We start from the raw sequence: 21,482 nt of genomic DNA on the forward strand, positions 1-21,482 counted from the left end.
TGTGCGGGGGTGGCGGAATTGGTAGACGCGCTGGATTTAGGTTCCAGTATCTTCGGGTGTGAGAGTTCAAGTCTCTCCCTCCGCACCATCTCTTAAAGATGTAAAATTTATACTTAAATCGTTGGAGTATCGCCAAGCGGTAAGGCAGCGGGTTTTGATCCCGCCATTCCCAGGTTCAAATCCTGGTACTCCAGCCACTCTTTCTACCAATAAGAGTGGAAGATTAAAATTAGGATTTTTCAAATCCCTCAGTGTGGGGATGGCGGAATTGGCCAGATGTTGATTTAAACGCTGGATTTAGGTTCCACTAAAAAACACAACCTCCTGTGCGGGGGTGGCGGAATTGGTAGACGCGCTGGATTTAGGTTCCAGTATCTTCGGGTGTGAGAGTTCAAGTCTCTCCCTCCGCACCATCTTTTAAAGATGAGAAATAAAGATTTGAATAATCGACTGTTGGAGTATCGCCAAGCGGTAAGGCAGCGGGTTTTGATCCCGCCATTCCCAGGTTCAAATCCTGGTACTCCAGCCATTTTCCCTACCAATAAAAATGGAAAGTCGAATCAAAGTAGCTTTCAACTACTTCATTATGCTTAAAAGCATATCCTGTGATGCGGGGGTGGCGGAATTGGTAGACGCGCTGGATTTAGGTTCCAGTATCTTCGGGTGTGAGAGTTCAAGTCTCTCCCTCCGCACCATCACTTCAAAAAACCTTCTAGTAATATTCTTTATATTTAATCATTTCAATTTTTTTAACACATTAGTCAACATTTTTATTGTCATAAAAAACGGACCTAAGCCCGTTATATTTTCGCTCAACTTTGCCTTACCAACCTAAAGCATGTTCCAATACTTTACGTTTGATTGGGCCTGCATTGTTTGCCACTTTTAAAATACTATTTCTTATGAGCTTAAGTGGTTGTATCTCATTAGAGAAACCAAAGTAACATGCGTCCATCATGCTCATCATGGCTAAATTATCACCACGGCGTTTGCGCTCATAAGCCTTCAACGCCTTTGTATTGCCTAAGTCGTCAGCGCTTTCTAAACTCTCAGCCAACGCGGCAACGTCTTTAAAGCCAAGATTCACGCCCTGCCCTGCTAATGGATTAATTGTGTGTGCTGCATCACCCACCAAAACTAAGCGCCCTTGGCTGTACTGGTTAGCATGCTGCCGTGCAAGAGGAAATAGCGCTTTTTGCTCTACGCTAAAATCTCCGGGCAACTCAAAGAAATGAGTCAATATTTGCTCTTTTAATTGCTCATTTGACAAGCTTACAAACTTGGCAAGATCTTCGGCATTTTGATACCAAATCAAATTCGCATAAGGTGCCTGCATAGGCAAGAATGCGATAGGGCCAGATGGCTTAAACTGCTGCCAAGTTTTGTATTGCTGCGGAGCATCTAATTTAATCAAAATTCCCATGCATGCTTGCTGATATTGCCAACCCGTCAAACCAATCCCCGCTAACTGACGAACTTGTGAACGACCACCGTCAGCAGCAATGAGTAAATCTGCGTGGTATGTTTTATCTTCATAACGCAAAGTTATGGAATCAATATTTTGCTCAAGCGCAATTGGGGCTGAAGAGACAAGTTCAACATCAATACCATGCTCTGCAAACTGCGCCCAAAGGCCGGCTTGAATAAGTTTGTTTTCAACCAAGTGCCCTAAGTGCGTTTGTGAGACCTCTGATCTATCAAACAGTAATGTATTATTTTCTTGTTCAAATGCTTCGAGTTGGTGGTAAGGCGCGACACGACATTGGCGTAGCAGTGACATCGCGCCTAGTTCATCGAGTAAGCTTTCTGAAAAGCGATTAATCGCCGAGACTCGGATATCAACCTGCTCGCTGCTCAGAACCTCTTGAGCATCTACGAGCTGCCTCTCAAGCACCGTAACCTGTGCGCCAAGCTTGGCAAGTTTCAACGCAGCTGCTGCACCAACCATGCCGCCGCCAACAACCACTACCTTGTTTTTCATATTGTTTGCCCTATCAATTTGGAACCTAGTTATTGTATCTTAACTTCATGACTTTTGTCCGATTGTAATCTGCGCAATACGCTTACCTTTGATCCACCTTTTTAAAGTTAAAAACTATACTTGGCTAGTGACCGTAGGTCATATAAAATACGCGTCCTTTAAGCTTTGCAGTTGCATAGCGAACTACGAATTGCGCGACGTTGTGCATAAAGATCCGAATTGAAAACGAGGCAATATTTCAATGAGTAAAAAGTTGCATATTAAAACCTGGGGTTGTCAGATGAATGAGTACGACTCTCAGAAAATGGCTGACTTACTAGATGCCACCAATGGCTATCAATTAACAGAAGAAGCCGAGCAAGCTGATGTTATCTTACTCAATACCTGTTCAATTCGTGAAAAGGCACAAGAGAAAGTATTTCACCAACTTGGTCGTTGGAAGCTATTAAAAGACGACAACCCAGACTTAGTGATTGGTGTTGGTGGTTGTGTTGCTTCGCAAGAAGGAGACACCATTCGTCAGCGCGCGCCTTTTGTAGATATCGTGTTTGGCCCGCAAACACTGCACCGTCTACCTGAGATGATCAAGCAAGTACAAAGCAAACAAGGCGCAGTGGTTGATATTTCATTCCCAGAGATTGAAAAGTTCGACCGTCTTCCTGAACCTAAAGCAGAAGGCCCTTCTGCGTTCGTATCGATTATGGAAGGTTGTTCAAAATACTGTACTTTCTGCGTAGTACCTTACACACGTGGTGAAGAAGTAAGCCGCCCACTGGACGATGTATTACTAGAAGTTGCACAGCTAGCAGAGCAAGGCGTACGTGAAGTAAACCTGCTAGGTCAAAACGTAAATGCCTACCGTGGTGAAACTCATGATGGTGAAACTTGCTACTTCTCAGATCTACTGCGATATGTTGCAGCCATTGATGGTATCGACCGTATTCGTTACACCACATCACATCCGGTAGAATTTACACCAGACATCATTGAAGCATACGCTGACGTGCCTGAACTGGTAGACCACTTACACTTACCCGTACAAAGCGGTTCAGACCGTGTTTTGAATCTGATGAAGCGCGGCCATACCGCACTTGAGTACAAATCAACTATTCGTAAGCTGCGTAAAATTCGCCCGAATCTAAGCATGTCATCTGATTTCATCATTGGTTTCCCAGGTGAAACTGCAGCGGATTTTGAAGCAACCATGAACCTTATCAATGATATTGGTTTTGATATGAGCTTTAGCTTCATCTATTCAGCGCGTCCAGGCACACCTGCAGCGGATCTACCAGACGATGTATCGGAGCAAGAGAAGAAAGAGCGCTTGTACATTTTACAAAACCGTATCAACCAAATGTCACAAGACATTAGCCGTAAGATGTTCGATACCGAGCAGCGTATCCTAGTTGAAGGTCCATCGAAAAAGAACCCTATGGAATTAAGAGGCCGTACCGAAAACAACCGAGTGGTAAACTTTGAAGGTCCACACTCAGTGATCGGTCAGTTTGTGGATGTACGTATTACTGAAGCTTTACCAAACTCTTTACGTGGCGAGCTTATTCGTACAGAATCAGAAATGAACTTGCGTAAGGATGTTGCGCCGGCTGATATTTTAAACCGCGCACCAGCAGAACCAGAAGCTGATGAGTTAGGCGTTACCACGTTTACGCCATAAATCAGATTGATGACGCCAGCCTATGCTGGCGTAATTATTACAGGAAGCTATTTTGAGTAGTCAGTTAAAGAACCTTGAATTTTACCTAGAACCCGCCGACAACAACCGTCTTTCATCATTGTGTGGACCTTTTGATGAAAACATAAAACAAATAGAGCGCCGCTTAGGGGTAGAAGTCGCCCATCGTGACAACTGGTTTAAGGTAACGGGTCAACCGTTACAAGCCAAAGCTGCAATGGACATATTAAAGTCTTTATACGTTGATACTCAGCCCATTCGTGGCCAGCTTAATGAAATTGAGCCTGATCATGTTCACTTGGCCATTACCGAAGCAAACGTGCTTGAACAAGATGCGCCAGCCGTATGGGAACAAGAAGTTTATATTAAGACTCGCCGTGGCGTGGTAAAACCACGTAACCCAAACCAAAGCCAATATGTGGCTAATATCTTAACCCACGATATTTGCTTTGGTGTAGGACCTGCGGGTACCGGTAAAACTTATCTTGCTGTCGCTGCTGCGGTTGATGCGCTAGAGCGCCAAGAAATTCGTCGTATTTTATTAACCCGCCCAGCCGTTGAAGCGGGTGAAAAGCTAGGTTTCTTACCCGGTGACTTAACCCAAAAAATCGACCCATATTTGCGCCCGCTTTACGATGCATTATTCGAAATGCTGGGGTTTGAAAAAGTCGAGCGCTTGATTGAGAAGAACGTCATTGAGGTTGCTCCTCTTGCTTACATGCGTGGCCGAACCCTAAACGATGCGTTTATTATTTTGGATGAGAGCCAAAATACCACCACAGAGCAAATGAAAATGTTTTTAACTCGTATCGGTTTTAACTCAAAGGCCGTGATCACCGGTGATATTACTCAGATTGACTTGCCACGTGGTGCACGCTCTGGGCTTCGCCATGCTATTGAAGTATTGGGCGATGTAGAAGAAATTTCATTTAACTTCTTCCAGTCTCACGATGTTGTTCGCCACCCTGTAGTGGCACGTATTGTGGAAGCATACGAGAAAAAAGAAGAAGCCGAACGCAAAGAAAAAGCCGCCAAAGAGCAAGCATATAAGCAGGCTAAACAAAACAAAGAGCAAGAATAATGAGCATAGAATTAGACCTGCAAATAGCCTGTAACTTTGATGATTTACCCTCTGAGCAGCAATTTACTCTATGGGCAGAAAAAGCCTTGCTGCCATACAAAGAGGAAGCAGAGCTCACCATCCGCATTGCAGACGAACAAGAGAGTCAAGAGCTCAACAATCAATACCGTGGCAAAGATAAACCCACTAATGTGCTGTCATTTCCATTTGAAGCACCACCGGGTATTAACTTACCTCTGGTTGGTGATTTAGTTATTTGTCCACAGGTCGTTAAGCGTGAATCAATCGAGCAAGAAAAGTCATTTCATGAGCATTTTGCTCATATGGTGATCCATGGCTGCTTGCATTTGCTTGGCTTTGACCATATAAATGAACAGGACGCCATGGAAATGGAAAGTCTTGAAAAAGAGTTTTTAGCAGAACTGGGGATCAGTGACCCCTATCGTGATGACATTTAACAACAGATATCACGCATTCTGCACATAGATTTTTATATTTACGGAGTAAAACACGACAATGAGCGACGATAACTCGCAGAGTAGCCAGGGTTCTTCTGGCAAAACCTGGTTGGGACGCATCACACAGATGCTGCAAGGGGAACCCCAAAACAAAGAAGAGTTGGTAGAGGTCATTGCCGATGCGCAAGAAAGAGCGCTAATCGATCCTGAAACCAAAGACATGATGGAAGGCGTACTTGGCGTATCAGAACTCAAAGTACGAGACATCATGATACCTCGCTCACAAATGATAACTCTGGATGTAGATGAGTCGTTAGAGCAACAACTGCCTACTATGGTAGAGTCTTCGCACTCTCGCTTTCCTGTGATCTGTGAAGACAAAGACCATGTTGAAGGTATCTTACTGGCAAAAGATTTATTGCCACTTATCTTAAACAAAGACGAAAACTTACCCGCATTGCGTGACTATTTGCGCCCAGCGATTGTGGTACCGGAAAGTAAACGTGTTGATACTCTACTCAATGAGTTTCGCCAAAAGCGTTATCACATGGCAATTGTTGTGGATGAATACGGCGGAGTATCAGGCTTAGTCACCATTGAAGATATTCTCGAGATCATTGTCGGTGAAATTGAAGACGAGCATGATGATGATGAAGATCAGCAAGATATTCGTCAATTGTCTAAGCATACCTACACAGTTCAGGCACTGACACCATTAGACGAGTTCAACGAATTTTTCAAAACAGGTTTTGATACCCAAGAGGCCGATACCATCGGCGGTATCATTCTGCATGCGTTTGGTCATATGCCAAGCCGTGGTGAAACCATCGACATTGAACCGTTGCAGTTTAAAGTAACAAACTCGGATAACCGTCGTATTATACAACTCCAAGTCACTGTACCTAAATCAGAAGATGGCGACGACGAAGCTGAATAAACTCGTCCTATTATGCAAAGATAAACGCGCATGGCTGGCTTTATTGTCAGGCCTTGCGCTTACCTTCGCCTATGCACCGTTTAACATATGGCCGCTGGTTTTTATTGCCTTAACGCTGGCCTGTTATGCCACTGATACACCCTCAATTAAACAAGCCGCTAAATATGGTTTTATTTTTGGGTTCGGTTGGTTTTCGCTTGGAATAAGTTGGGTTCATGTCTCCATTGCTCAATTCGGTGGCCTACCCTTACCTATTTCCTTACTATTGATGACGCTGTTGTGTGGCTACCTGTCACTATACCCAATGTTTGCGTTTATGCTTGCCAGTAAATTTCAGCATAGTGCTTGGCAGCGAACTGCTATGCTAGTGACGGGGTTTGCCATTTTTGAATGGCTACGCGGCAAGCTATTAACTGGCTTTCCTTGGCTCAGTTTTGGCTATACACTCACTGATAGCCCACTAAATACTTTTGCTCCAATTATTGGTGAAGCAGGACTCACATTATTGTGTGTCTTTATAGGTGCGGCCCTGTACTATACAGCGAAGCTGAAAAGCGCCAAGCCCACCTTAATCTTAGCCATTTCATTCTTAGCGCTATTGTCAGTCAACATGCTGATTGAAACGCCAAAGAGAACTGGGCAGCACATTTCAACATTACTCGTGCAAGGTAACATTCAACAAAGCTTACGCTGGGAGCCTGAGCACTTTTGGCCAACCATGTCTAAATACCGAGACATGACACGACCACTTTGGCACGATGTGGACCTTGTCGTTTGGCCTGAAGCTGCAATACCCGAAATAGAGGATTTTGCCGCACCATTTTTGAATGACTTAGACAAAGCCGCGGCATTTAACAATACGGCACTCATCACAGGGATCCCTGACTACCAGCTCCATAGTAAAACGGTATTCAATACTTTAGTTGTGCTCGGTAAAAAGAACCGTACGGATACACAAGGCCATTATCAGTATTTACACGCCAACCGATATCAAAAGCACCAGCTTCTACCTATTGGCGAGTTTGTACCCTTTGAAGATATTTTACGCCCACTCGCCCCCTTATTTAATTTAGCCATGTCATCTTTCACACGCGGCGAGCGCATTCAGTCTAATTTGATTGCCAATGGATTACATATCCTTCCTGCCATTTGTTACGAAATAGCATTTAGTGAATTGGTACGAGATAACTTTACTAACCACTCAGATATTTTATTTACGGTGAGTAATGATGCCTGGTTTGGCGATTCTCATGGTCCACATCAACACATGCAAATTGCCCGTATGCGCGCTTTGGAGCTACAACGCCCCTTGATCAGGGCAACCAATAACGGTATTACTGGTGTTTATGACCCTATCTCAAAAGAGCAACAGGTATTGCCGCAATTCATTGCTGATACTTTAAAAGTCGATGTTAATCTCATTCAAGGTTACAGCATTTACAACCGGTATGGACAAACGCCTATGTGGGCTTTAATTGCGCTATTACTGGTATTTGTTTCTTTGGCTCAGTTTAAACATCGTTTACTAAAGCGTATTGAACGCAACGTGCTCTAATTCATTGATCTGAAGTTGTGCATTGCTTTAGTGCAATTTCATCGATTTGCTCGCATTCTTGGTGCAACATGACATCACCAGCCAATTCAAAAAACCATAAGCATATGAAATATAGCACTTTCTTATTCTGGCATATTTCTTCCTAATAACTTGTCACCAAGTCAATATCACATAGGTGATCGATATGTTTCATTTTTACCAAACTCTGTACATGCTTTGGCATTTAGATATCAGTATCTGGCAAATTCATGATCTTCAGCATCCTGTTAAAGTCGTAGGAGAGAAACAATGAGAGCACTATCATTACAACACCCACTCATGTTAGAAGCAGTACATAAAGTATTGAGTGAACAACTTTCAATTTCAGATGCCGCAGCGCAATACGCGTTACCTAAACGCAGTGTTTATCAAGCGGTTCGCTTGGCCAGTGCAAAACCTAAACAGCAAACCAAGCGATTGAAACAAAGCAAACGGGTACTGGAGCAACACCTTTTAGCCATTGATCACTCATTGAAAGGGCTACAAACTATATGAATTCAAACAAGTTCGAAGTCATTGAGCTTAAGAGCATCTCATCACTGCAAACATCACTTAACGAATTGCTCGCACTGTGCGTGAACGATGGTGCCTCTGTAGGATTTTATGCCCCTGCTCAATATGAGCTCATGACAAGCTTTTGGCACACTGTTGAAACTCAATTACAAGCCAAACAGCGCCGTGTATTTGCTATTTTAAACAACCAAAATGCGCTAGCTGCTGTGCAATTGGTGCCTTGTCAAAAGCAAAATGGTCAGCATAGGGCTGAAATAGAAAAACTGATTGTGCATCCAAAAATGCAAAGACAAGGCCTAGCGCGAAAATTAATGAACAGCTTAGAAATGCATGCAAGGAAGCAAGGCTTGTCGCTGTTATTTTTAGATACCCAAACAGGGGATAAATCGGAATTTTTTTACCAAGCGCTCGGCTACCAAAAAGCAGGTCAAATACCACATTTTGTGACCGACTGCGAAGGTGCTTTTAGTAGCACGAGCTATTACTATAAACAGCTTACTACTTAGTGCATTCGCTATTAATGCGATACACTGTCACGATACTCTAGCCTAGAATCTTTTTCGTAACTAACACAGGTGAGTTCCTTACCAAACATCAAATAGACTTCGTAAGCTTGGGTGATACTAATGACCGTTTTACCACTTTCAAAGTTGCTGATGGTGGCCTGATCGACGCCCAATAATGACCCAAGCTGTTTTTGCGTTAAGCCTCTTTCTTTTCTCAAAGCGCGTATGCCTGTTTGTAACTCCAATTTAAACTTATCAACTAGCGCCTTTCTACGTTGCGTATTATTTATCATGATCGACTCCTACAATAGAATCGAGTTAATAATATGAAAGGCCATTGGCAAAGGCATTACACGTTGTAAGGCTACTTCTTGCGCTATGCCCTGTATCGCTTCATAGTCATCCAAAAAGAGCGCCACATCAAACTGACTGCTGTTGGCATTTTTGATATGTACAAGTACGTAATAACGTAAATTAAGCCCATCAAGCTGGCGTATTAAATCAATATCACGTGCACTAATAGCAGGCTTTAAACATTGGTTAACTTTATTGGCAAACACATGCTTAATGTAAACGCTTTGCTCTCCCTTTCTGTACACCAAAATATCATTAAACCCGCTAGCAGCCTGCACAGAAGCCGTAAGCCCATTTATCATATTTATTCCATCCATAGCTTTGTCTCAAAATCATTACCTTGAGTTAACATTGTCTATGGGTCTGTGTGGAAAAATCTCCCCACATAAAAATTAAGTTTAATTATATAGACATCAACGCTGCTACAACCAATCAGATGTGCGCTGTCCGCCATTATCACTTCACTACCCTTTTTAATTTTGGGGAGATTTTTTCACAGCTCTATAGACACAATGTTATGAACGAAGAAAGAGTATTAATACAAGGGATATGTCAAAGATGCCGAGGTTGGAAAAAATACATGTTTCGGCCGTACAAGGCCATGGGATCAAGGATATTTGTAAATACACAAAGAACCAGCACAGCATATACATAAAACATCTTTACGTCCCCAATTTGACTAATTCATTTAATCCAACACTAAGTACAGAAGAACACAGTCTAATGCAGGCTTTAGACTGCGAGTCAGCAAATTGCTATGTGTTAATTTATGTACGTGCTCAGTATCCAGTACAACAAGATAGTGCAGCACTGCTTAGATATGCACAATTACATGATGGGCTAAATAGTCAGGACATAAACTTTGACTTTAAAAACTTGAGCTTTATTGCTCAGGCAATTAGGGCATTATTATCAAAACGCCCTAATGCAACACCGACTTAAGCGCCTTACAACTACTTACCACCAGCAAGGTCGATAAAACTCCCCGTCACATAACTGGCTTCATTGCTAAGTAACCATGCAATGGCATTCGCGACTTCTTCGCTGCTTCCACCGCGCTTCATAGGTAATAGCGAGGCTAATCGATCTACACGTTCAGGTTCTCCACCATCTGTATGAATGTCAGTATAAATGCAACCTGGTCTAACGCAATTAACACGAATTCCGCTATCGGCCAGCTCCAGTGATAAGCCAATGGTAAAGGAGTCAATCGCCCCTTTCGAGGCGGCATAGTCAACATATTCATTCGCACCACCTAAACGCGATGCCGCTGATGATACATTTACAATGGCACATTGCCGAGGTACATGATAAGCCCTGAAGTGTTTTATGGCTTCACGAGCACAAATAAAGTAGGGAGTTACATTTTGCATTAAAATGCTGTTGATACGCTCCGCGTTCATTTGTTCTACACGCATTTGTGTTTGCAGTACGCCAACATTGTTGACCAAATGACTCACAGGCCCAAGTGTATGCAGAATTTGTTCAAATAGGGAAGTAACCGTGTTTTCATCGCTAATATCAGCTTGAAACAATGCCCCCTCCCCACCATGGCGTTTAATTTGTACTAATACATCCTCAGCAGCTTGATGATTTTGCTTGTAATTGATAGCAACCTTATAGCCCTGTGATGCCAACTTAATGGCCGTCGCTGCACCAATACCTCTGCCAGCACCACTGATTAATACCACTTTATTCAAAATAAGCCTCTGATGTTGTTGATATTCAACTACGTACGTATATCACATCTAGCATTAAAACTGATACCGCAAACTAATCGACGCACTGCCGACATTTCGTTTACTTTCTCTTTGCTCTCCATAACCTGCAATAAAGCGAACCTTCCAGCCGGGCTCATTGTACAAACCCGAGATAGAATAACCATAGCTAGCGCCTAAACCGTAAACGCCACTGTAATCCAGTGAGCTCGCTAACGCTTTTCCAATAACACACCCGAGTTGTTCAGCGCCACTGTCTTCATCATCACACTCTATTTTTGTGTCATCATGACGTACACCGACAGCCCCCAATACCAGACCAAGTGAGTGTTTTTTGTTATCACTTACCACTTGCTCCCAACCAAGGTGTAAACCAGCATCAGGGCCTTGACCCAAATTTAAATACAGACCGCTTTCATCTGAGTAGCTACCCACTTCAAGGTTTAAAAAATAGGGAAGACCAGTTCCCAACGAGTAACGTAACGCGCTGTTTTCATTCGCAACAGTTTGTGTTGAAAGAAGACAAAAAACAGTACCAACAAAAGGTATCAGTGAAGAAAAATGTGATTTCATAAATTTCCCTGTCAAAATATTAACTACATGAAAAAAACAAAATAGGTACAATCATGATATAGTTAATTCCCTCTCCTAATCAATTAAAATTTAAGGTAATTTTTTACCTAAAAATTAATTTATCTTGATTTTTGCACCATTTAAAAACACATCAGATCACGTGTTTGACAAAGCGGTTGAGCAACTATCCAAGAGTAACTTTAACTGCTTATTTACCTGACTATTGACGTTCAACTTTTCAACTCATTTGTACAAAATTTAGAAAGTTCGTTTCTCTTTCTGGTACTTCCTTGTGGCTAACTCGGCGTTGGGTATTTCTGCTTTCTCAGCTTTAACTCTTAGTATTGAGCAAATTCACCTTAGCGAAATTTACTAATGGCGCCTTGATTTTCGCATATACAAACGCCACAGCGACTGACTTTAAGTTTTCACGATACAAACTATAGTATTGAATGACGTCTCTCATTGTGCAAAAGCTAGGCTAGATGCTTCAGGCAGTATGCAGAACATATATGTTACCCTTATCATCAACACACTCCCGTGCAAATCAATTACACAACAGCCCCTAAGGTTGAATTTTTACACACCCACTTTACATAAGCACCCAAATAATGTAACTCTAATGACGGATTTATTACAAAAAGGAAACTTATAATGAAAGTACAATTAAAAAAGAAAATGCTAAAGCGTCTTGTGAACAATGATAAAAAACTAGACCAAGGTGCAACACCGCTGATTGGCGGCGGCAATGGCGCATGTTTTGGTAGTGCACGATGCCAACATGATGATCAGCCAGATGGCGGCAGAGATGGAGTGCCTGTCACATTTTAAAAAAAAGCCAGTGCAATCGCACTGGCCATATTTCTTAGAAAGTTAGCTTCTTTATATTTCTATCCCCAGAAGCTCAACCTCAAAAATAAGTAATGATCCAGGTTCGATTTTACCTGCGGCTCTATCGCCATAACCTAAATCTGGACTAATAAAAAAACGAAACTTATCCCCTTCTTTCATTAGCTGTACCCCTTCGGTCCAACCCGGGATCACCTGATTCAAACCAAAACTAATTGGGCTATCACGCAACACTGAACTATCAAATACACTGCCATCAATTAAAGTGCCATGATAATGCACTTTGACTTTACTGGTTGCAGTTGGGTGTGTCTCTCCACTGCCGCTTTGCAAAACTTCATACTGTAAACCCGACTCCGTAGTTTGGATCCCCTCTTTTGTGACGTTTTGTGCTAAAAATTCCTGCGCCATTTTGCGATTAAACTGCGCGGATTGCTTTTGTGATTTAGATTGTTTGTAAACTAGCCCTGCTAGCACCAAAATCACAACCAATAAAATGATATTTGTGGTCGACATTATTCACCTTTTTGCTTTTCGTTGTCTTTCTCGTCTTCTTTATCTTCGCCATTAACCACATTAGCAATATGGGCCAAACGTTCCAAAGCAAGCGCATTGATACTGCTTTCAGGGTATTCGCCATCTTTTAGCTTTCCTGCCGGCTTATCCATAAGCAATGTGAGTGCTTCATCAACACTTTCCACCGCGTAAATATTGAATTTACCATTAGTCACAGCAGCGACAATTTCATCATCCAATACTAGGTTTACACGGTTAGAGTTAGGGATGATCACCCCTTGCCCACCTGTTAAGCCACGCATTTTGCACAGTTTAAAGAAACCTTCGATTTTTTCATTCACACCACCAATGGCTTGCACTTCACCATGCTGATTGATTGACCCCGTTAACGCCAATGACTGATTAATCGGTAATTGTGTAATTGCGGATATGAGACCACACAGTTCAGCCAAGGAGGCACTATCGCCATCGATATAACCATAACTTTGCTCAATAGCAATATTGGCACTCAAAGTCAGTGCAAAGTTCTGAGCGTATTTATTACCTAAGTAACCTGTTAGTAGCATCACCCCTTTTGAGTGAATGGACTTACCCAGCTCAGCTTCACGCTCTACATCAATCACACCATCAGCACCGGCATACACCGTTGCAGTAATGCGCGCTGGCGTACCAAATGCCGTATCACCAATGTGTAATACTGTCAGTCCATTTACTTTGCCCACTGCTTTACCTTCGGTCGCTATCAAGGTATGGCCTTCTTGAATATCGCTGAGCATATTTTCGCTCAGTTGCCCTGTGCGGTATTGTTTGCCTGCAATCGCCTCGTCGATATGATCCGCTTCGATTTGACTGACATCGTCTTGTTTGGCGTAAAAGCTCGCTTCTGCCACGAGCTCCAAAACATCGGCAAATCGCGCAGAGAGTTTGGTGTGATGCTCCGCTTGACGATAACTAAATTTAAGTAAGCGTGCGAAAGCTTCCGCACTGAGCGTACAATTAAGCGTTTGCTGCGCGTACTCTTGCACCTTGGTGACAAACTGGTACTGCATTTTGTCTGAACTTGGTAAGTAATAATCAAAATCAGCCAATACTCTAAATAGTTCACCAAATTCCTCATCGTATTCACCAATGGTGTAATACAAATCACGCGAACCTAATAAAATGATTTTGACATCCAGTGGGATAAGCTGAGGTTTAAGCGTAAAGCTGCTACCAACTGAGTTATCTTGATATGGTAAGTCATTTTTAATTTGATGCGTTTTAAGTGACAGCTTGAGGCCATCCCACACCTGTGAGTTCGCCAATACTTTTTCCGCATCCATAATCAAGTAACCGCCATTTGCACGGTGTAAAGCACCCGCTTGGATTGAGCGATAACTGGTGATCAGCGTACCTTGCGATGTAGCATATTCGACCTTACCAAAAATATTGCCAAAGGTTGGATTTGGCTCATACACCACTGGCGCAGGGTCGTCATCTTTATATTCCACCAAAATATTAGGCGCAAAAAAGTCACTCAACATGCCTTTTGCATCAAAATCATCTTTGCTGTCTTCGCTGTTCACATCGTCATCAAGCCACTCAAGTACGGCGTCGACAATTTCAGTACGCAAATCTTTTAAATAACGCACAACGCCAATATGGCTGGCATATTTATGTTCTAAGGTTTTGAGTAATGGCTTAGTGGCCATTTCCACCGTTGACTTTTTCAGGTTACGTAGCTTTTCTGAAGATTCACGCTTCCAACGTGGTAGCTCTAAAAGCGCTTCAATTAAGGCATCTTCCAGTTGCTCAATGGCATTAATAAAATGCGCCTGTAAATGTTCATCTAATGCTGCAAACTCGTTATCATCTAACTGTTTGCCGTTTACAACTGGTGCAAAGCCAACAAGGTTATTTTCTTCAAGCAATGCCACGCTCTTTTCCGCTGCTAATTGCTCTACCGCAGTTAACGCGGCGTTGTACTTGTTGTCAAAGTCACGATCAATGGACTTTTTCTTGCGCTGGTAACCGGGGTTATCAAATGCAGCCGGAAAGGTGTCAGCCACTTCATCTAAAAATTCATCAATATCATCAGCCAGTTCTTTACTTTGCCCAGCTTGCATAAACATAGCGATGGGCTCACGGTGATCGTCATAGTTATTAACATACAGCCACTCTTTCGGCGTGGGACGTGTTTTACTGTGTGCTTCTAGCTTGTCCTTCACCATGGTAAATCGGCCAAGTGCCGCTTCACCCATAACAAATACGTTATAACCCGGTAGTTCCATCCCCAGTGCAAAATCTAGCGCGCTTTGCGCCCGTTGTTGGCCAATAAATGGCAGCGCTTCAGGATAAGGGTTGTGCATGCAAGATTGAACATGAGTGATGGAAACCGAAGGAGCAAGCGCCTCGGTAGGTAATGGCGATGTTTTTTTGGTCATTCCTAACTTCTTATTTCTAAACACTAACGCATTATCGGTTAGGTTTTATGGAGATAATGCCTTACGCACAAATTCACCGTGACCACACTCTGAGCAGGGTATAATCTCACTGGCGTAAAATACATCTGTTTTATTGCCACAATTTTTACATACTAATTGCCCCATGGCTATCCATTCTCCCTGCTTGTATGTCCCAAGGTGTTCAAAATCTTGTAATAAAGCACGCCATTCAAGCTGAGTTCTGTCTTCTAGCTGTGCTAGTTCATACCACATACTGGCTTTTAACTCTTGCCATGCAAGATCATCATAGTGCTGATAATTTTCCTTTAAGTGCGCCAAATCACGACTAAGATAACGTTTATATGTCGCCAATTTTTCCTGAGATAAGCTTTTTAGCACTTGTTGACTCTCTATAAACTTTTCAACTAAATCATCCACTTCATGTTCTTTGACATCTTTAAGCCAATCAACAAATTGACCAAGCCAAGTTTTGTAACTAGACATATGGCACTCCATTTATTTGAGCAATAACTTAACTATAGCTTATGACTTTGCATGCGTCGGCTCGGTGCTTTCATATGCGTTTAAAAATGCGCTGTGGCTACTGTGAATCAGTGCTTTTTTCGGGTATGCTATCGGGCAATTTTCTATCAATTTGCAAGAAGTCTGGAAACGTAGATGCAAGAGCAATATAACCCGCAAGACATTGAGTCAAAAGTCCAACAATATTGGGAACAGAACAAGACATTTAAAGTCGTCGAAGACGAGAGCAAAGAGAAGTACTACTGTCTCTCCATGTTTCCATATCCAAGCGGTCGTCTGCACATGGGTCACGTTCGTAACTACACCATTGGTGATGTAGTATCACGCTTCCAACGCTTACAAGGTAAAAACGTCATGCAACCTATGGGTTGGGATGCGTTTGGTCTACCAGCAGAAAATGCGGCGATTAAGAACAATACCGCACCGGCAAAATGGACCTATGAAAACATCGACTACATGCGTAACCAATTAAAGCAGTTAGGCTTTGGTTATGACTGGGACCGCGAAATTGCGACATGTCACCCTGAGTACTACAAGTGGGAACAGTGGTTCTTCACTAAGCTTTACGAAAAAGGCTTAGTCTACAAAAAAATGTCTACTGTAAACTGGGATCCAGTTGACCAAACCGTATTGGCTAACGAGCAAGTTATTGACGGCCGTGGTTGGCGTTCTGGTGCTATCGTTGAGCAAAAAGAAATTCCACAGTGGTTTATTAAAATTACTGACTACGCACAAGAGCTACTTGATGACTTAGACAAGTTAGACGACTGGCCAGAGCAAGTTAAAACCATGCAACGCAACTGGATTGGCCGCTCTGAAGGTTTAGAAATTGACTTTAAACGCGCTGACAACGGTGAAACCTTCACGGTTTACACCACTCGCCCAGATACTTTCATGGGTGTGACTTATGTCGGTATCGCAGCAGGTCACCCTATTGCGCAAGAAGCAGCCAAGAAAAGTGACGCCATCGCTAAGTTTGTTGAAGAATGCAAAAACACTAAGGTTGCGGAAGCTGACATGGCAACCATGGAGAAAAAAGGCATTGCAACGGGCTTAACTGCCATTCATCCGTTAACAGGTAAAGAAGTACCAATCTGGGTGGCGAACTTTGTATTAATGGATTACGGCTCAGGTGCAGTTATGGCAGTACCGGGTCATGACCAACGTGACTTTGAATTTGCAACAACTTACGGCCTTGAAATCAAGCAAGTGATTGCTCCAGAAGCGGGCTCTGATCTCGTTGCCGATCTAAGCAAAGAAGCATTCACAGAAAAAGGCGTGTTAATTAACTCAGGTGAGTTCGACGGTCTTGATTTTGAAGGTGCATTTAACGCCATTGCTGACAAACTAGAAGCGCAAAATGCAGGTAAGCGTAAAGTCAACTTCCGTTTGCGTGACTGGGGTGTTAGCCGTCAACGCTACTGGGGCTCTCCAATCCCAATGTTGAGCGATGAAAACGGCCAAGAGCTTGCCGCGACTGAAGAGATGTTGCCAGTACGTCTTCCTGAAGACGTGGTAATGAACGGTGTTACTTCACCAATCAAAGCTGACCCTGAGTGGGCAAAAACCACCGTGAATGGCCAGCCTGCTTTCCACGAAACAGATACCTTTGATACCTTTATGGAATCGTCTTGGTATTATGCTCGCTATTGTAGCCCACGCTACGATGAAGGCATGTTAGAGCCGGGCGCTGCAAACTACTGGCTACCTGTAAACCAATATATTGGTGGTATCGAGCACGCAATCCTACACTTGTTGTACTCACGTTTCTTCCATAAATTACTGCGTGATTTTGGCTTAGTAAACTCGGATGAACCATTTGAGCGCCTACTCTGTCAAGGCATGGTGTTAGCCGATACTTTCTATCGTAAAGACGAAAAAGGCGGCGATATCTGGATCGCTCCAACAGACGTCCAAACTGAAACGGATGACAAAGGCCGTGTTACTAAAGCGTGGCACAAAGAAGACGGGCAACCTGTGTTCTCTTCGGGCATGAGTAAAATGTCTAAGTCTAAGAACAACGGTATCGATCCACAAACAGTAATCAAGCAGTACGGTGCCGATACAGTTCGTTTATTCATGATGTTCACTGCTCCACCTGAGCAAACACTTGAGTGGTCAGACTCAGGCGTAGAGGGCGCGCACCGCTTCCTAAAACGTGTTTGGAAATATGCAGTAGATGTGAACGCTGCTGGCAAAGCAGAACTAAATGTGTCTGCGCTTAATAGCAACCAAAAAGCACTGCGCCGTGAAATTCACAAAACAATTGCGAAAGTAACGGACGATTTATCTCGCCGTCAAACGTTCAATACCGCAATCGCAGCAATCATGGAGCTATCAAACAAATTAGCCAAAGCGCCAATGAACGATGAGCAAGATATTGCCCTAGCCAATGAAGCACTTAACGCAATCGTTATTATGCTCGCGCCAATCACGCCGCATATGTGCCATGAATTATGGGCTCAGTTAGGCAACGAGAGTGATATTCTTGATGCTGCATGGCCTGTCGTTGATGAGGCTGCGTTAGTTGAAGACGAAAAGCTCATCATTGTGCAAGTTAACGGTAAGCTTCGTGCTAAGCTAACCGTTGCTGCAGATGCAAGCCAAGAGCAAGTTGAAGCATTGGCGTTTGCTGATGAGAATGTCACAAAGTTCACTGACGATAAAACCATTCGTAAAGTGATCTACGTGCCTGGCAAGCTACTTAACGTGGTAGCAAACTAAGATGCGCTTGACTGCTTTTATCAAACACGGATTAGCGCTTGCGCTAGTCTGTGTTTTGTTATCGAGCTGTGGCTTTCATCTCAAGAAAGCCTCTTACTTATCTGAAGATTTACGCACCCTAGTGCTCAGTGCCGATGATGACCGAGCTGCACTGTATGAGTTGTTAGAAAACGACCTTAAAAACGCTAAGGTCACTTTGGTAGAGCCGAAGACATCAAGCAAGGTCGTGCAATTACACTTGTATCGAGATTCACTCGAAAGACAAACGCTCAGTTTATTTAGAAATGGCCAAGTCGCACAATATCAGCTGACTTACAGCGTGTCATACCGGGTCACAAAACAAGGTCAAGAGCCAGTGGAACAAAGCTTTGAGTTGTATCGCAACTATCAAGATGACCCTGATAACGCGCTTGCGAAAAGCAAAGAACTTGAAATGCTGCTCGGTGAATTACGCCAATTAGCCAGTAAACGTATCATTCGAGAGCTATCGCAACTGTAATGCGCTGCTACGCTAATCAACTCAAAGCCCATCTAAAGCAGTCACTTGCACCTTTTTATTTGGTGTTCGGTGAAGAGCCATATCAAGAAGCTAACTGTGTGGTAGATATCAAATCCACTGCAAAGCGCCAAGGCTTTGATGAAATTATTAAGTTCACCTTGCTACCGGGGTTTGACTGGCAAGAACTGGTGGCACAGTACAACAGCATGTCGTTATTCAGTGCACGAACGCTGATTGAACTCGATCTCAATCAACAAAAACCGGGCACACAAGGTAGCCAAGTCCTAAAGTCGCTGACTGAGCAAACCAACCCCGATGTAGTACTCATCATAAAAGGGCAAAAAGCAGGACAAGATATTCAGCGCGCAGCTTGGTTTAAAGCGCTCGACGCACAAGGCGTTTTTATTCCTTGCTACCCGCTTACAGGCAACCACTTGCAACGCTGGTTTGATGAACAATGTGCTGCACTGAAGCTGAATATCGACCAAGATGCCAAGCGTAGCCTGTTAGCTGCGACAGAAGGCAATCTGCTTGCTACGCATCAAGAGCTTGAAAAGCTATCACTACTTTATAAGTTTGAAGCAATTGATCAAAGCAAAGTGCTTAGCGGTTTACTAAATCAGTCTAAGTTTGACATTTTTGATTTAAACGACGCATTACTCATGGGTAACGCGAAAAAAATCATCAAGGTGATGCTTAAATTAGCGGATGACAATGTGGAATCCACCAGTATCGTATGGACACTAAGCAAAGAAGCACAAACACTACTTGCGCTGAAACAAGGTATGCAACAAGGTAATACCTTGTCACAACTGTTCAAACAACATGGTGTTTGGAAAAATCAGCAAGGTGCCACAACACAGGCGTTGGACAGGCTCACAATCAAACATATTGAACACATTATTGGCTTATTGGCTGAGTTTGACAGTGCATACAAAAAAGCAACGATGGTTGCGCCCTATCAAGCGTTGGCGCATATTGCATTGGCCTTTTGCCAGCATGTGCCTTTCGATTTACCGTATCAACACTCGAGTCATTAAATTATGATCACCCTATTTGGTGGCACATTTGATCCTGTTCATCTTGGCCATATTAATATGGCAAATCAATGCATTGAAGAACTCCAATTAGACAACTTGTATTTTCTTCCTTGCGCAATACCTGTCCACAAAGCACAACCTGGTGTCACCGACGAGCACAGACTTGCGATGCTTTCACTGGCAATTGAAGCAAATCATAAATTTCAAATTGACCACCGTGAGTTAGTGCGGACCGGACCGTCCTACTCGTTACTCAGTTTGCAAGAATGCCGAGCAGCCAATCCTGATACTGCGATATTATTTTTAATGGGTATGGACTCTTTTAATAGTTTACCCAGTTGGTTTGAGTGGCAAAAAATTACACAACTTTGCCATATTGTGGTCTACCAAAGACCAGGAGAGCAACAGGCGCATTGTCCAAAGCTTCAAGCATACCTAGCAACATCACTCACTCACGATAAATTGGCACTGCATCAACAGTCAGCTGGTTTATGTTATTTTCTAAACGGTACTCTGTTCAATGCCGCATCCAGTGATATTCGTAAACAATTAAAAAATAGAGAAAATACGGAACATTTACTCGATAACAAGGTCCTAAACTACATTAATGAACATCGCTTGTATGCTGAATAAGCCAATCCACTGTGTTAGAATCGCCGATTATTTTATTTAGTGAAGAGAAACAAATTTGAATTCTGAACAACTTTTAGACTTTGCACTGGACAAAGTTGACGATATGAAAGCCCGCGATGTAGTAAAGCTGGATGTTAGAGACTTATCTTCTGTCACTGACTACTTAGTTATTTGTTCTGGTAACTCAAAACGTCATGTTCAGTCTATTGCAGATCATGTTGCAAAGGAAGCTCGACACGCAGGCGAAGAGCCACTAGGCCAAGAAGGACAAGATGTGGGTGAATGGGTATTAGTAGACTTAGGTGATGTGGTTGTACATGTAATGCAAGATCAAACACGTAGTCTATATGACCTAGAAAAGCTTTGGGGTTAACCCTTGAAGATCCAACTTGTTGCTGTCGGAACGAAAATGCCCGCTTGGGTTGAAACTGGTTTCAAAGAATACCAACGCCGCTTTCCAAAAGATATGGCGTTGGAATTAGTTGAGATCCCTGCTGGCAAGCGGGGAAAAAACGCTGACATAAAACGTATTTTACAAGTTGAGGGCGAAAAGACCCTCGCTGCGATACCCAAAGGCAATCGCATTGTTACATTAGAAGTAACGGGTAAAGCATGGGATACGCACGAGCTTGCGAACAATATGCAAAAATGGCAACTCGATGGACGTGATGTGAGCCTACTGATAGGTGGCCCAGAAGGGTTAGCGCCCGAGTGTATTGCGGCATCTGAGCAGAAGTGGTCGTTGTCTAATTTGACTTTACCTCACCCATTAGTGCGCATCATTGTTGCAGAAAGCCTCTATCGTGGATGGAGTTTGAATAATAATCACCCTTATCACCGAGAATGA

The 21,482-nt window shown here is 43.0% G+C and carries 23 protein-coding genes and 5 tRNA genes; 20 read left to right on the forward strand and 8 right to left on the reverse strand.

Going from position 1 to position 21,482, the window contains the following annotated elements; translation table 11 throughout:
• Window positions 1-3: 3 nt before the first annotated feature.
• From ACW689_RS02625 to ACW689_RS02645, 5 genes are all read left to right on the forward strand, one after another.
• Window positions 4-88 (forward strand) — tRNA-Leu (locus ACW689_RS02625).
• Window positions 89-122: 34 nt separating this feature from the next.
• Window positions 123-197, forward strand: a tRNA-Gln gene (locus tag ACW689_RS02630).
• Between the two features lie 131 nt (window positions 198-328).
• A tRNA-Leu gene (locus ACW689_RS02635) sits at window positions 329-413 on the forward strand.
• A gap of 41 nt (window positions 414-454) precedes the next feature.
• Window positions 455-529 (forward strand) — tRNA-Gln (locus ACW689_RS02640).
• A gap of 81 nt (window positions 530-610) precedes the next feature.
• Window positions 611-695 (forward strand) — tRNA-Leu (locus tag ACW689_RS02645).
• A gap of 128 nt (window positions 696-823) precedes the next feature.
• On the opposite strand, the gene ACW689_RS02650 is transcribed toward ACW689_RS02645, so the two are convergent.
• The gene (locus ACW689_RS02650; protein ID WP_476288598.1) at window positions 824-2,014 is read right to left on the reverse strand and encodes an FAD-dependent oxidoreductase; all 1,191 of its coding nucleotides are present in this window, start codon (window positions 2,012-2,014) and stop codon (window positions 824-826) included.
• A 208-nt stretch (window positions 2,015-2,222) separates the two neighbouring features.
• On the opposite strand from ACW689_RS02650, the gene miaB reads away from it, so the two are divergent.
• The 7 genes from miaB (at window position 2,223) to ACW689_RS02685 (ending at window position 8,763) form a co-directional block, all read left to right on the forward strand.
• The gene (gene miaB / locus ACW689_RS02655; RefSeq protein ID WP_476288321.1) at window positions 2,223-3,656 is read left to right on the forward strand and encodes a tRNA (N6-isopentenyl adenosine(37)-C2)-methylthiotransferase MiaB; all 1,434 of its coding nucleotides are present in this window, start codon (window positions 2,223-2,225) and stop codon (window positions 3,654-3,656) included.
• A gap of 52 nt (window positions 3,657-3,708) precedes the next feature.
• Window positions 3,709-4,755 (forward strand): PhoH family protein, encoded by a 1,047-nt coding sequence (locus tag ACW689_RS02660; protein WP_476288323.1) that lies wholly within the window; start codon window positions 3,709-3,711, stop codon window positions 4,753-4,755.
• Window positions 4,755-5,213, forward strand: coding sequence for an rRNA maturation RNase YbeY (gene ybeY / locus ACW689_RS02665; protein ID WP_476288325.1), 459 nt, complete (start codon window positions 4,755-4,757; stop codon window positions 5,211-5,213). Before ACW689_RS02660 ends, ybeY begins: the two co-directional genes overlap by 1 nt.
• Window positions 5,214-5,271: 58 nt before the next feature.
• Window positions 5,272-6,150, forward strand: a complete 879-nt coding sequence (corC, locus tag ACW689_RS02670) for a CNNM family magnesium/cobalt transport protein CorC (protein WP_476288327.1) — start codon at window positions 5,272-5,274, stop codon at window positions 6,148-6,150.
• Window positions 6,128-7,705 carry an apolipoprotein N-acyltransferase gene (gene lnt, locus ACW689_RS02675; RefSeq protein WP_476288329.1) on the forward strand — a complete coding sequence of 526 codons (1,578 nt, stop codon included), beginning with the start codon at window positions 6,128-6,130 and terminating at the stop codon, window positions 7,703-7,705. The genes corC and lnt overlap by 23 nt, the downstream gene beginning before the upstream one ends.
• A 288-nt stretch (window positions 7,706-7,993) precedes the next feature.
• Window positions 7,994-8,239 (forward strand): helix-turn-helix domain-containing protein, encoded by a 246-nt coding sequence (locus ACW689_RS02680; RefSeq protein WP_476288331.1) that lies wholly within the window; start codon window positions 7,994-7,996, stop codon window positions 8,237-8,239.
• Window positions 8,236-8,763 carry a GNAT family N-acetyltransferase gene (locus tag ACW689_RS02685; protein WP_476288333.1) on the forward strand — a complete coding sequence of 176 codons (528 nt, stop codon included), beginning with the start codon at window positions 8,236-8,238 and terminating at the stop codon, window positions 8,761-8,763. The genes ACW689_RS02680 and ACW689_RS02685 overlap by 4 nt, the downstream gene beginning before the upstream one ends.
• Window positions 8,764-8,774: 11 nt before the next feature.
• Here the strand turns inward: ACW689_RS02685 and ACW689_RS02690 are convergent, their stop codons facing one another.
• Complete coding sequence (locus ACW689_RS02690) at window positions 8,775-9,056, reverse strand: helix-turn-helix transcriptional regulator (protein WP_476288335.1); 282 nt, start codon at window positions 9,054-9,056, stop codon at window positions 8,775-8,777.
• A 9-nt stretch (window positions 9,057-9,065) separates the two neighbouring features.
• On the reverse strand, window positions 9,066-9,419 hold the full coding sequence (locus ACW689_RS02695) for a hypothetical protein (protein WP_476288337.1): 354 nt from the start codon (window positions 9,417-9,419) through the stop codon (window positions 9,066-9,068).
• Between the two features lie 373 nt (window positions 9,420-9,792).
• Here ACW689_RS02695 and ACW689_RS02700 point away from each other — a divergent pair, with 373 nt between their 5' ends.
• On the forward strand, window positions 9,793-10,059 hold the full coding sequence (locus ACW689_RS02700) for a hypothetical protein (RefSeq protein ID WP_476288339.1): 267 nt from the start codon (window positions 9,793-9,795) through the stop codon (window positions 10,057-10,059).
• A gap of 11 nt (window positions 10,060-10,070) precedes the next feature.
• Here ACW689_RS02700 and ACW689_RS02705 read toward each other — a convergent pair whose 3' ends face one another.
• Window positions 10,071-10,817: an SDR family oxidoreductase gene (locus ACW689_RS02705; RefSeq protein ID WP_476288341.1), complete on the reverse strand. Its 747-nt coding sequence runs from the start codon at window positions 10,815-10,817 to the stop codon at window positions 10,071-10,073.
• A gap of 54 nt (window positions 10,818-10,871) precedes the next feature.
• Window positions 10,872-11,408 carry a hypothetical protein gene (locus tag ACW689_RS02710; RefSeq protein ID WP_476288343.1) on the reverse strand — a complete coding sequence of 179 codons (537 nt, stop codon included), beginning with the start codon at window positions 11,406-11,408 and terminating at the stop codon, window positions 10,872-10,874.
• A 654-nt stretch (window positions 11,409-12,062) separates the two neighbouring features.
• On the opposite strand from ACW689_RS02710, the gene ACW689_RS02715 reads away from it, so the two are divergent.
• Window positions 12,063-12,239, forward strand: coding sequence for a hypothetical protein (locus ACW689_RS02715; RefSeq protein WP_476288345.1), 177 nt, complete (start codon window positions 12,063-12,065; stop codon window positions 12,237-12,239).
• 51 nt (window positions 12,240-12,290) lie between these two features.
• Here ACW689_RS02715 and ACW689_RS02720 read toward each other — a convergent pair whose 3' ends face one another.
• From ACW689_RS02720 to ACW689_RS02730, 3 genes are read right to left on the reverse strand one after another with little or no spacing between them, the layout of a single operon-like run.
• Window positions 12,291-12,773, reverse strand: coding sequence for an FKBP-type peptidyl-prolyl cis-trans isomerase (locus ACW689_RS02720; RefSeq protein WP_476288347.1), 483 nt, complete (start codon window positions 12,771-12,773; stop codon window positions 12,291-12,293).
• On the reverse strand, window positions 12,773-15,196 hold the full coding sequence (locus ACW689_RS02725; protein WP_476288349.1) for a Lon protease family protein: 2,424 nt from the start codon (window positions 15,194-15,196) through the stop codon (window positions 12,773-12,775). Before ACW689_RS02725 ends, ACW689_RS02720 begins: the two co-directional genes overlap by 1 nt.
• Before the next feature lie 45 nt (window positions 15,197-15,241).
• Window positions 15,242-15,700: a zinc ribbon-containing protein gene (locus tag ACW689_RS02730; RefSeq protein ID WP_476288351.1), complete on the reverse strand. Its 459-nt coding sequence runs from the start codon at window positions 15,698-15,700 to the stop codon at window positions 15,242-15,244.
• 174 nt (window positions 15,701-15,874) lie between these two features.
• Here ACW689_RS02730 and leuS point away from each other — a divergent pair, with 174 nt between their 5' ends.
• The 6 genes from leuS to rlmH are packed head-to-tail and all read left to right on the forward strand — an operon-like array spanning window position 15,875 to window position 21,482.
• Window positions 15,875-18,463 (forward strand): leucine--tRNA ligase, encoded by a 2,589-nt coding sequence (gene leuS, locus ACW689_RS02735; protein WP_476288353.1) that lies wholly within the window; start codon window positions 15,875-15,877, stop codon window positions 18,461-18,463.
• Between the two features lies 1 nt (window position 18,464).
• Complete coding sequence (locus ACW689_RS02740) at window positions 18,465-18,962, forward strand: LPS-assembly lipoprotein LptE (RefSeq protein ID WP_476288355.1); 498 nt, start codon at window positions 18,465-18,467, stop codon at window positions 18,960-18,962.
• Window positions 18,962-20,002, forward strand: a complete 1,041-nt coding sequence (holA, locus tag ACW689_RS02745) for a DNA polymerase III subunit delta (RefSeq protein WP_476288357.1) — start codon at window positions 18,962-18,964, stop codon at window positions 20,000-20,002. Before ACW689_RS02740 ends, holA begins: the two co-directional genes overlap by 1 nt.
• Window positions 20,003-20,005: 3 nt before the next feature.
• The gene (gene nadD / locus ACW689_RS02750) at window positions 20,006-20,635 is read left to right on the forward strand and encodes a nicotinate-nucleotide adenylyltransferase (RefSeq protein ID WP_476288359.1); all 630 of its coding nucleotides are present in this window, start codon (window positions 20,006-20,008) and stop codon (window positions 20,633-20,635) included.
• Between the two features lie 55 nt (window positions 20,636-20,690).
• Window positions 20,691-21,008: a ribosome silencing factor gene (gene rsfS, locus ACW689_RS02755; protein WP_476288361.1), complete on the forward strand. Its 318-nt coding sequence runs from the start codon at window positions 20,691-20,693 to the stop codon at window positions 21,006-21,008.
• A gap of 3 nt (window positions 21,009-21,011) precedes the next feature.
• Window positions 21,012-21,482 (forward strand): 23S rRNA (pseudouridine(1915)-N(3))-methyltransferase RlmH, encoded by a 471-nt coding sequence (gene rlmH, locus ACW689_RS02760; RefSeq protein WP_476288363.1) that lies wholly within the window; start codon window positions 21,012-21,014, stop codon window positions 21,480-21,482.

Source organism: Pseudoalteromonas sp. ABE4_541, assembly GCF_056312285.1.

What these genes read in the sequence shown, in the direction of transcription:
- ybeY (WP_476288325.1), top strand. Translation starts at nt 4,755, where the DNA reads ATGAGCATAGAATTAGACCTGCAAATAGCCTGTAACTTTGATGATTTA.
- ACW689_RS02710 (WP_476288343.1), bottom strand. Translation starts at nt 11,408, where the DNA reads ATGAAATCACATTTTTCTTCACTGATACCTTTTGTTGGTACTGTTTTT.
- holA (WP_476288357.1), top strand. Translation starts at nt 18,962, where the DNA reads ATGCGCTGCTACGCTAATCAACTCAAAGCCCATCTAAAGCAGTCACTT.
- ACW689_RS02740 (WP_476288355.1), top strand. Translation starts at nt 18,465, where the DNA reads ATGCGCTTGACTGCTTTTATCAAACACGGATTAGCGCTTGCGCTAGTC.
- ACW689_RS02720 (WP_476288347.1), bottom strand. Translation starts at nt 12,773, where the DNA reads ATGTCGACCACAAATATCATTTTATTGGTTGTGATTTTGGTGCTAGCA.
- leuS (WP_476288353.1), top strand. Translation starts at nt 15,875, where the DNA reads ATGCAAGAGCAATATAACCCGCAAGACATTGAGTCAAAAGTCCAACAA.
- ACW689_RS02690 (WP_476288335.1), bottom strand. Translation starts at nt 9,056, where the DNA reads ATGATAAATAATACGCAACGTAGAAAGGCGCTAGTTGATAAGTTTAAA.
- ACW689_RS02695 (WP_476288337.1), bottom strand. Translation starts at nt 9,419, where the DNA reads ATGATAAATGGGCTTACGGCTTCTGTGCAGGCTGCTAGCGGGTTTAAT.
- ACW689_RS02730 (WP_476288351.1), bottom strand. Translation starts at nt 15,700, where the DNA reads ATGTCTAGTTACAAAACTTGGCTTGGTCAATTTGTTGATTGGCTTAAA.
- lnt (WP_476288329.1), top strand. Translation starts at nt 6,128, where the DNA reads ATGGCGACGACGAAGCTGAATAAACTCGTCCTATTATGCAAAGATAAA.
- ACW689_RS02680 (WP_476288331.1), top strand. Translation starts at nt 7,994, where the DNA reads ATGAGAGCACTATCATTACAACACCCACTCATGTTAGAAGCAGTACAT.
- miaB (WP_476288321.1), top strand. Translation starts at nt 2,223, where the DNA reads ATGAGTAAAAAGTTGCATATTAAAACCTGGGGTTGTCAGATGAATGAG.
- corC (WP_476288327.1), top strand. Translation starts at nt 5,272, where the DNA reads ATGAGCGACGATAACTCGCAGAGTAGCCAGGGTTCTTCTGGCAAAACC.
- ACW689_RS02725 (WP_476288349.1), bottom strand. Translation starts at nt 15,196, where the DNA reads ATGACCAAAAAAACATCGCCATTACCTACCGAGGCGCTTGCTCCTTCG.
- ACW689_RS02685 (WP_476288333.1), top strand. Translation starts at nt 8,236, where the DNA reads ATGAATTCAAACAAGTTCGAAGTCATTGAGCTTAAGAGCATCTCATCA.
- ACW689_RS02715 (WP_476288345.1), top strand. Translation starts at nt 12,063, where the DNA reads ATGAAAGTACAATTAAAAAAGAAAATGCTAAAGCGTCTTGTGAACAAT.
- nadD (WP_476288359.1), top strand. Translation starts at nt 20,006, where the DNA reads ATGATCACCCTATTTGGTGGCACATTTGATCCTGTTCATCTTGGCCAT.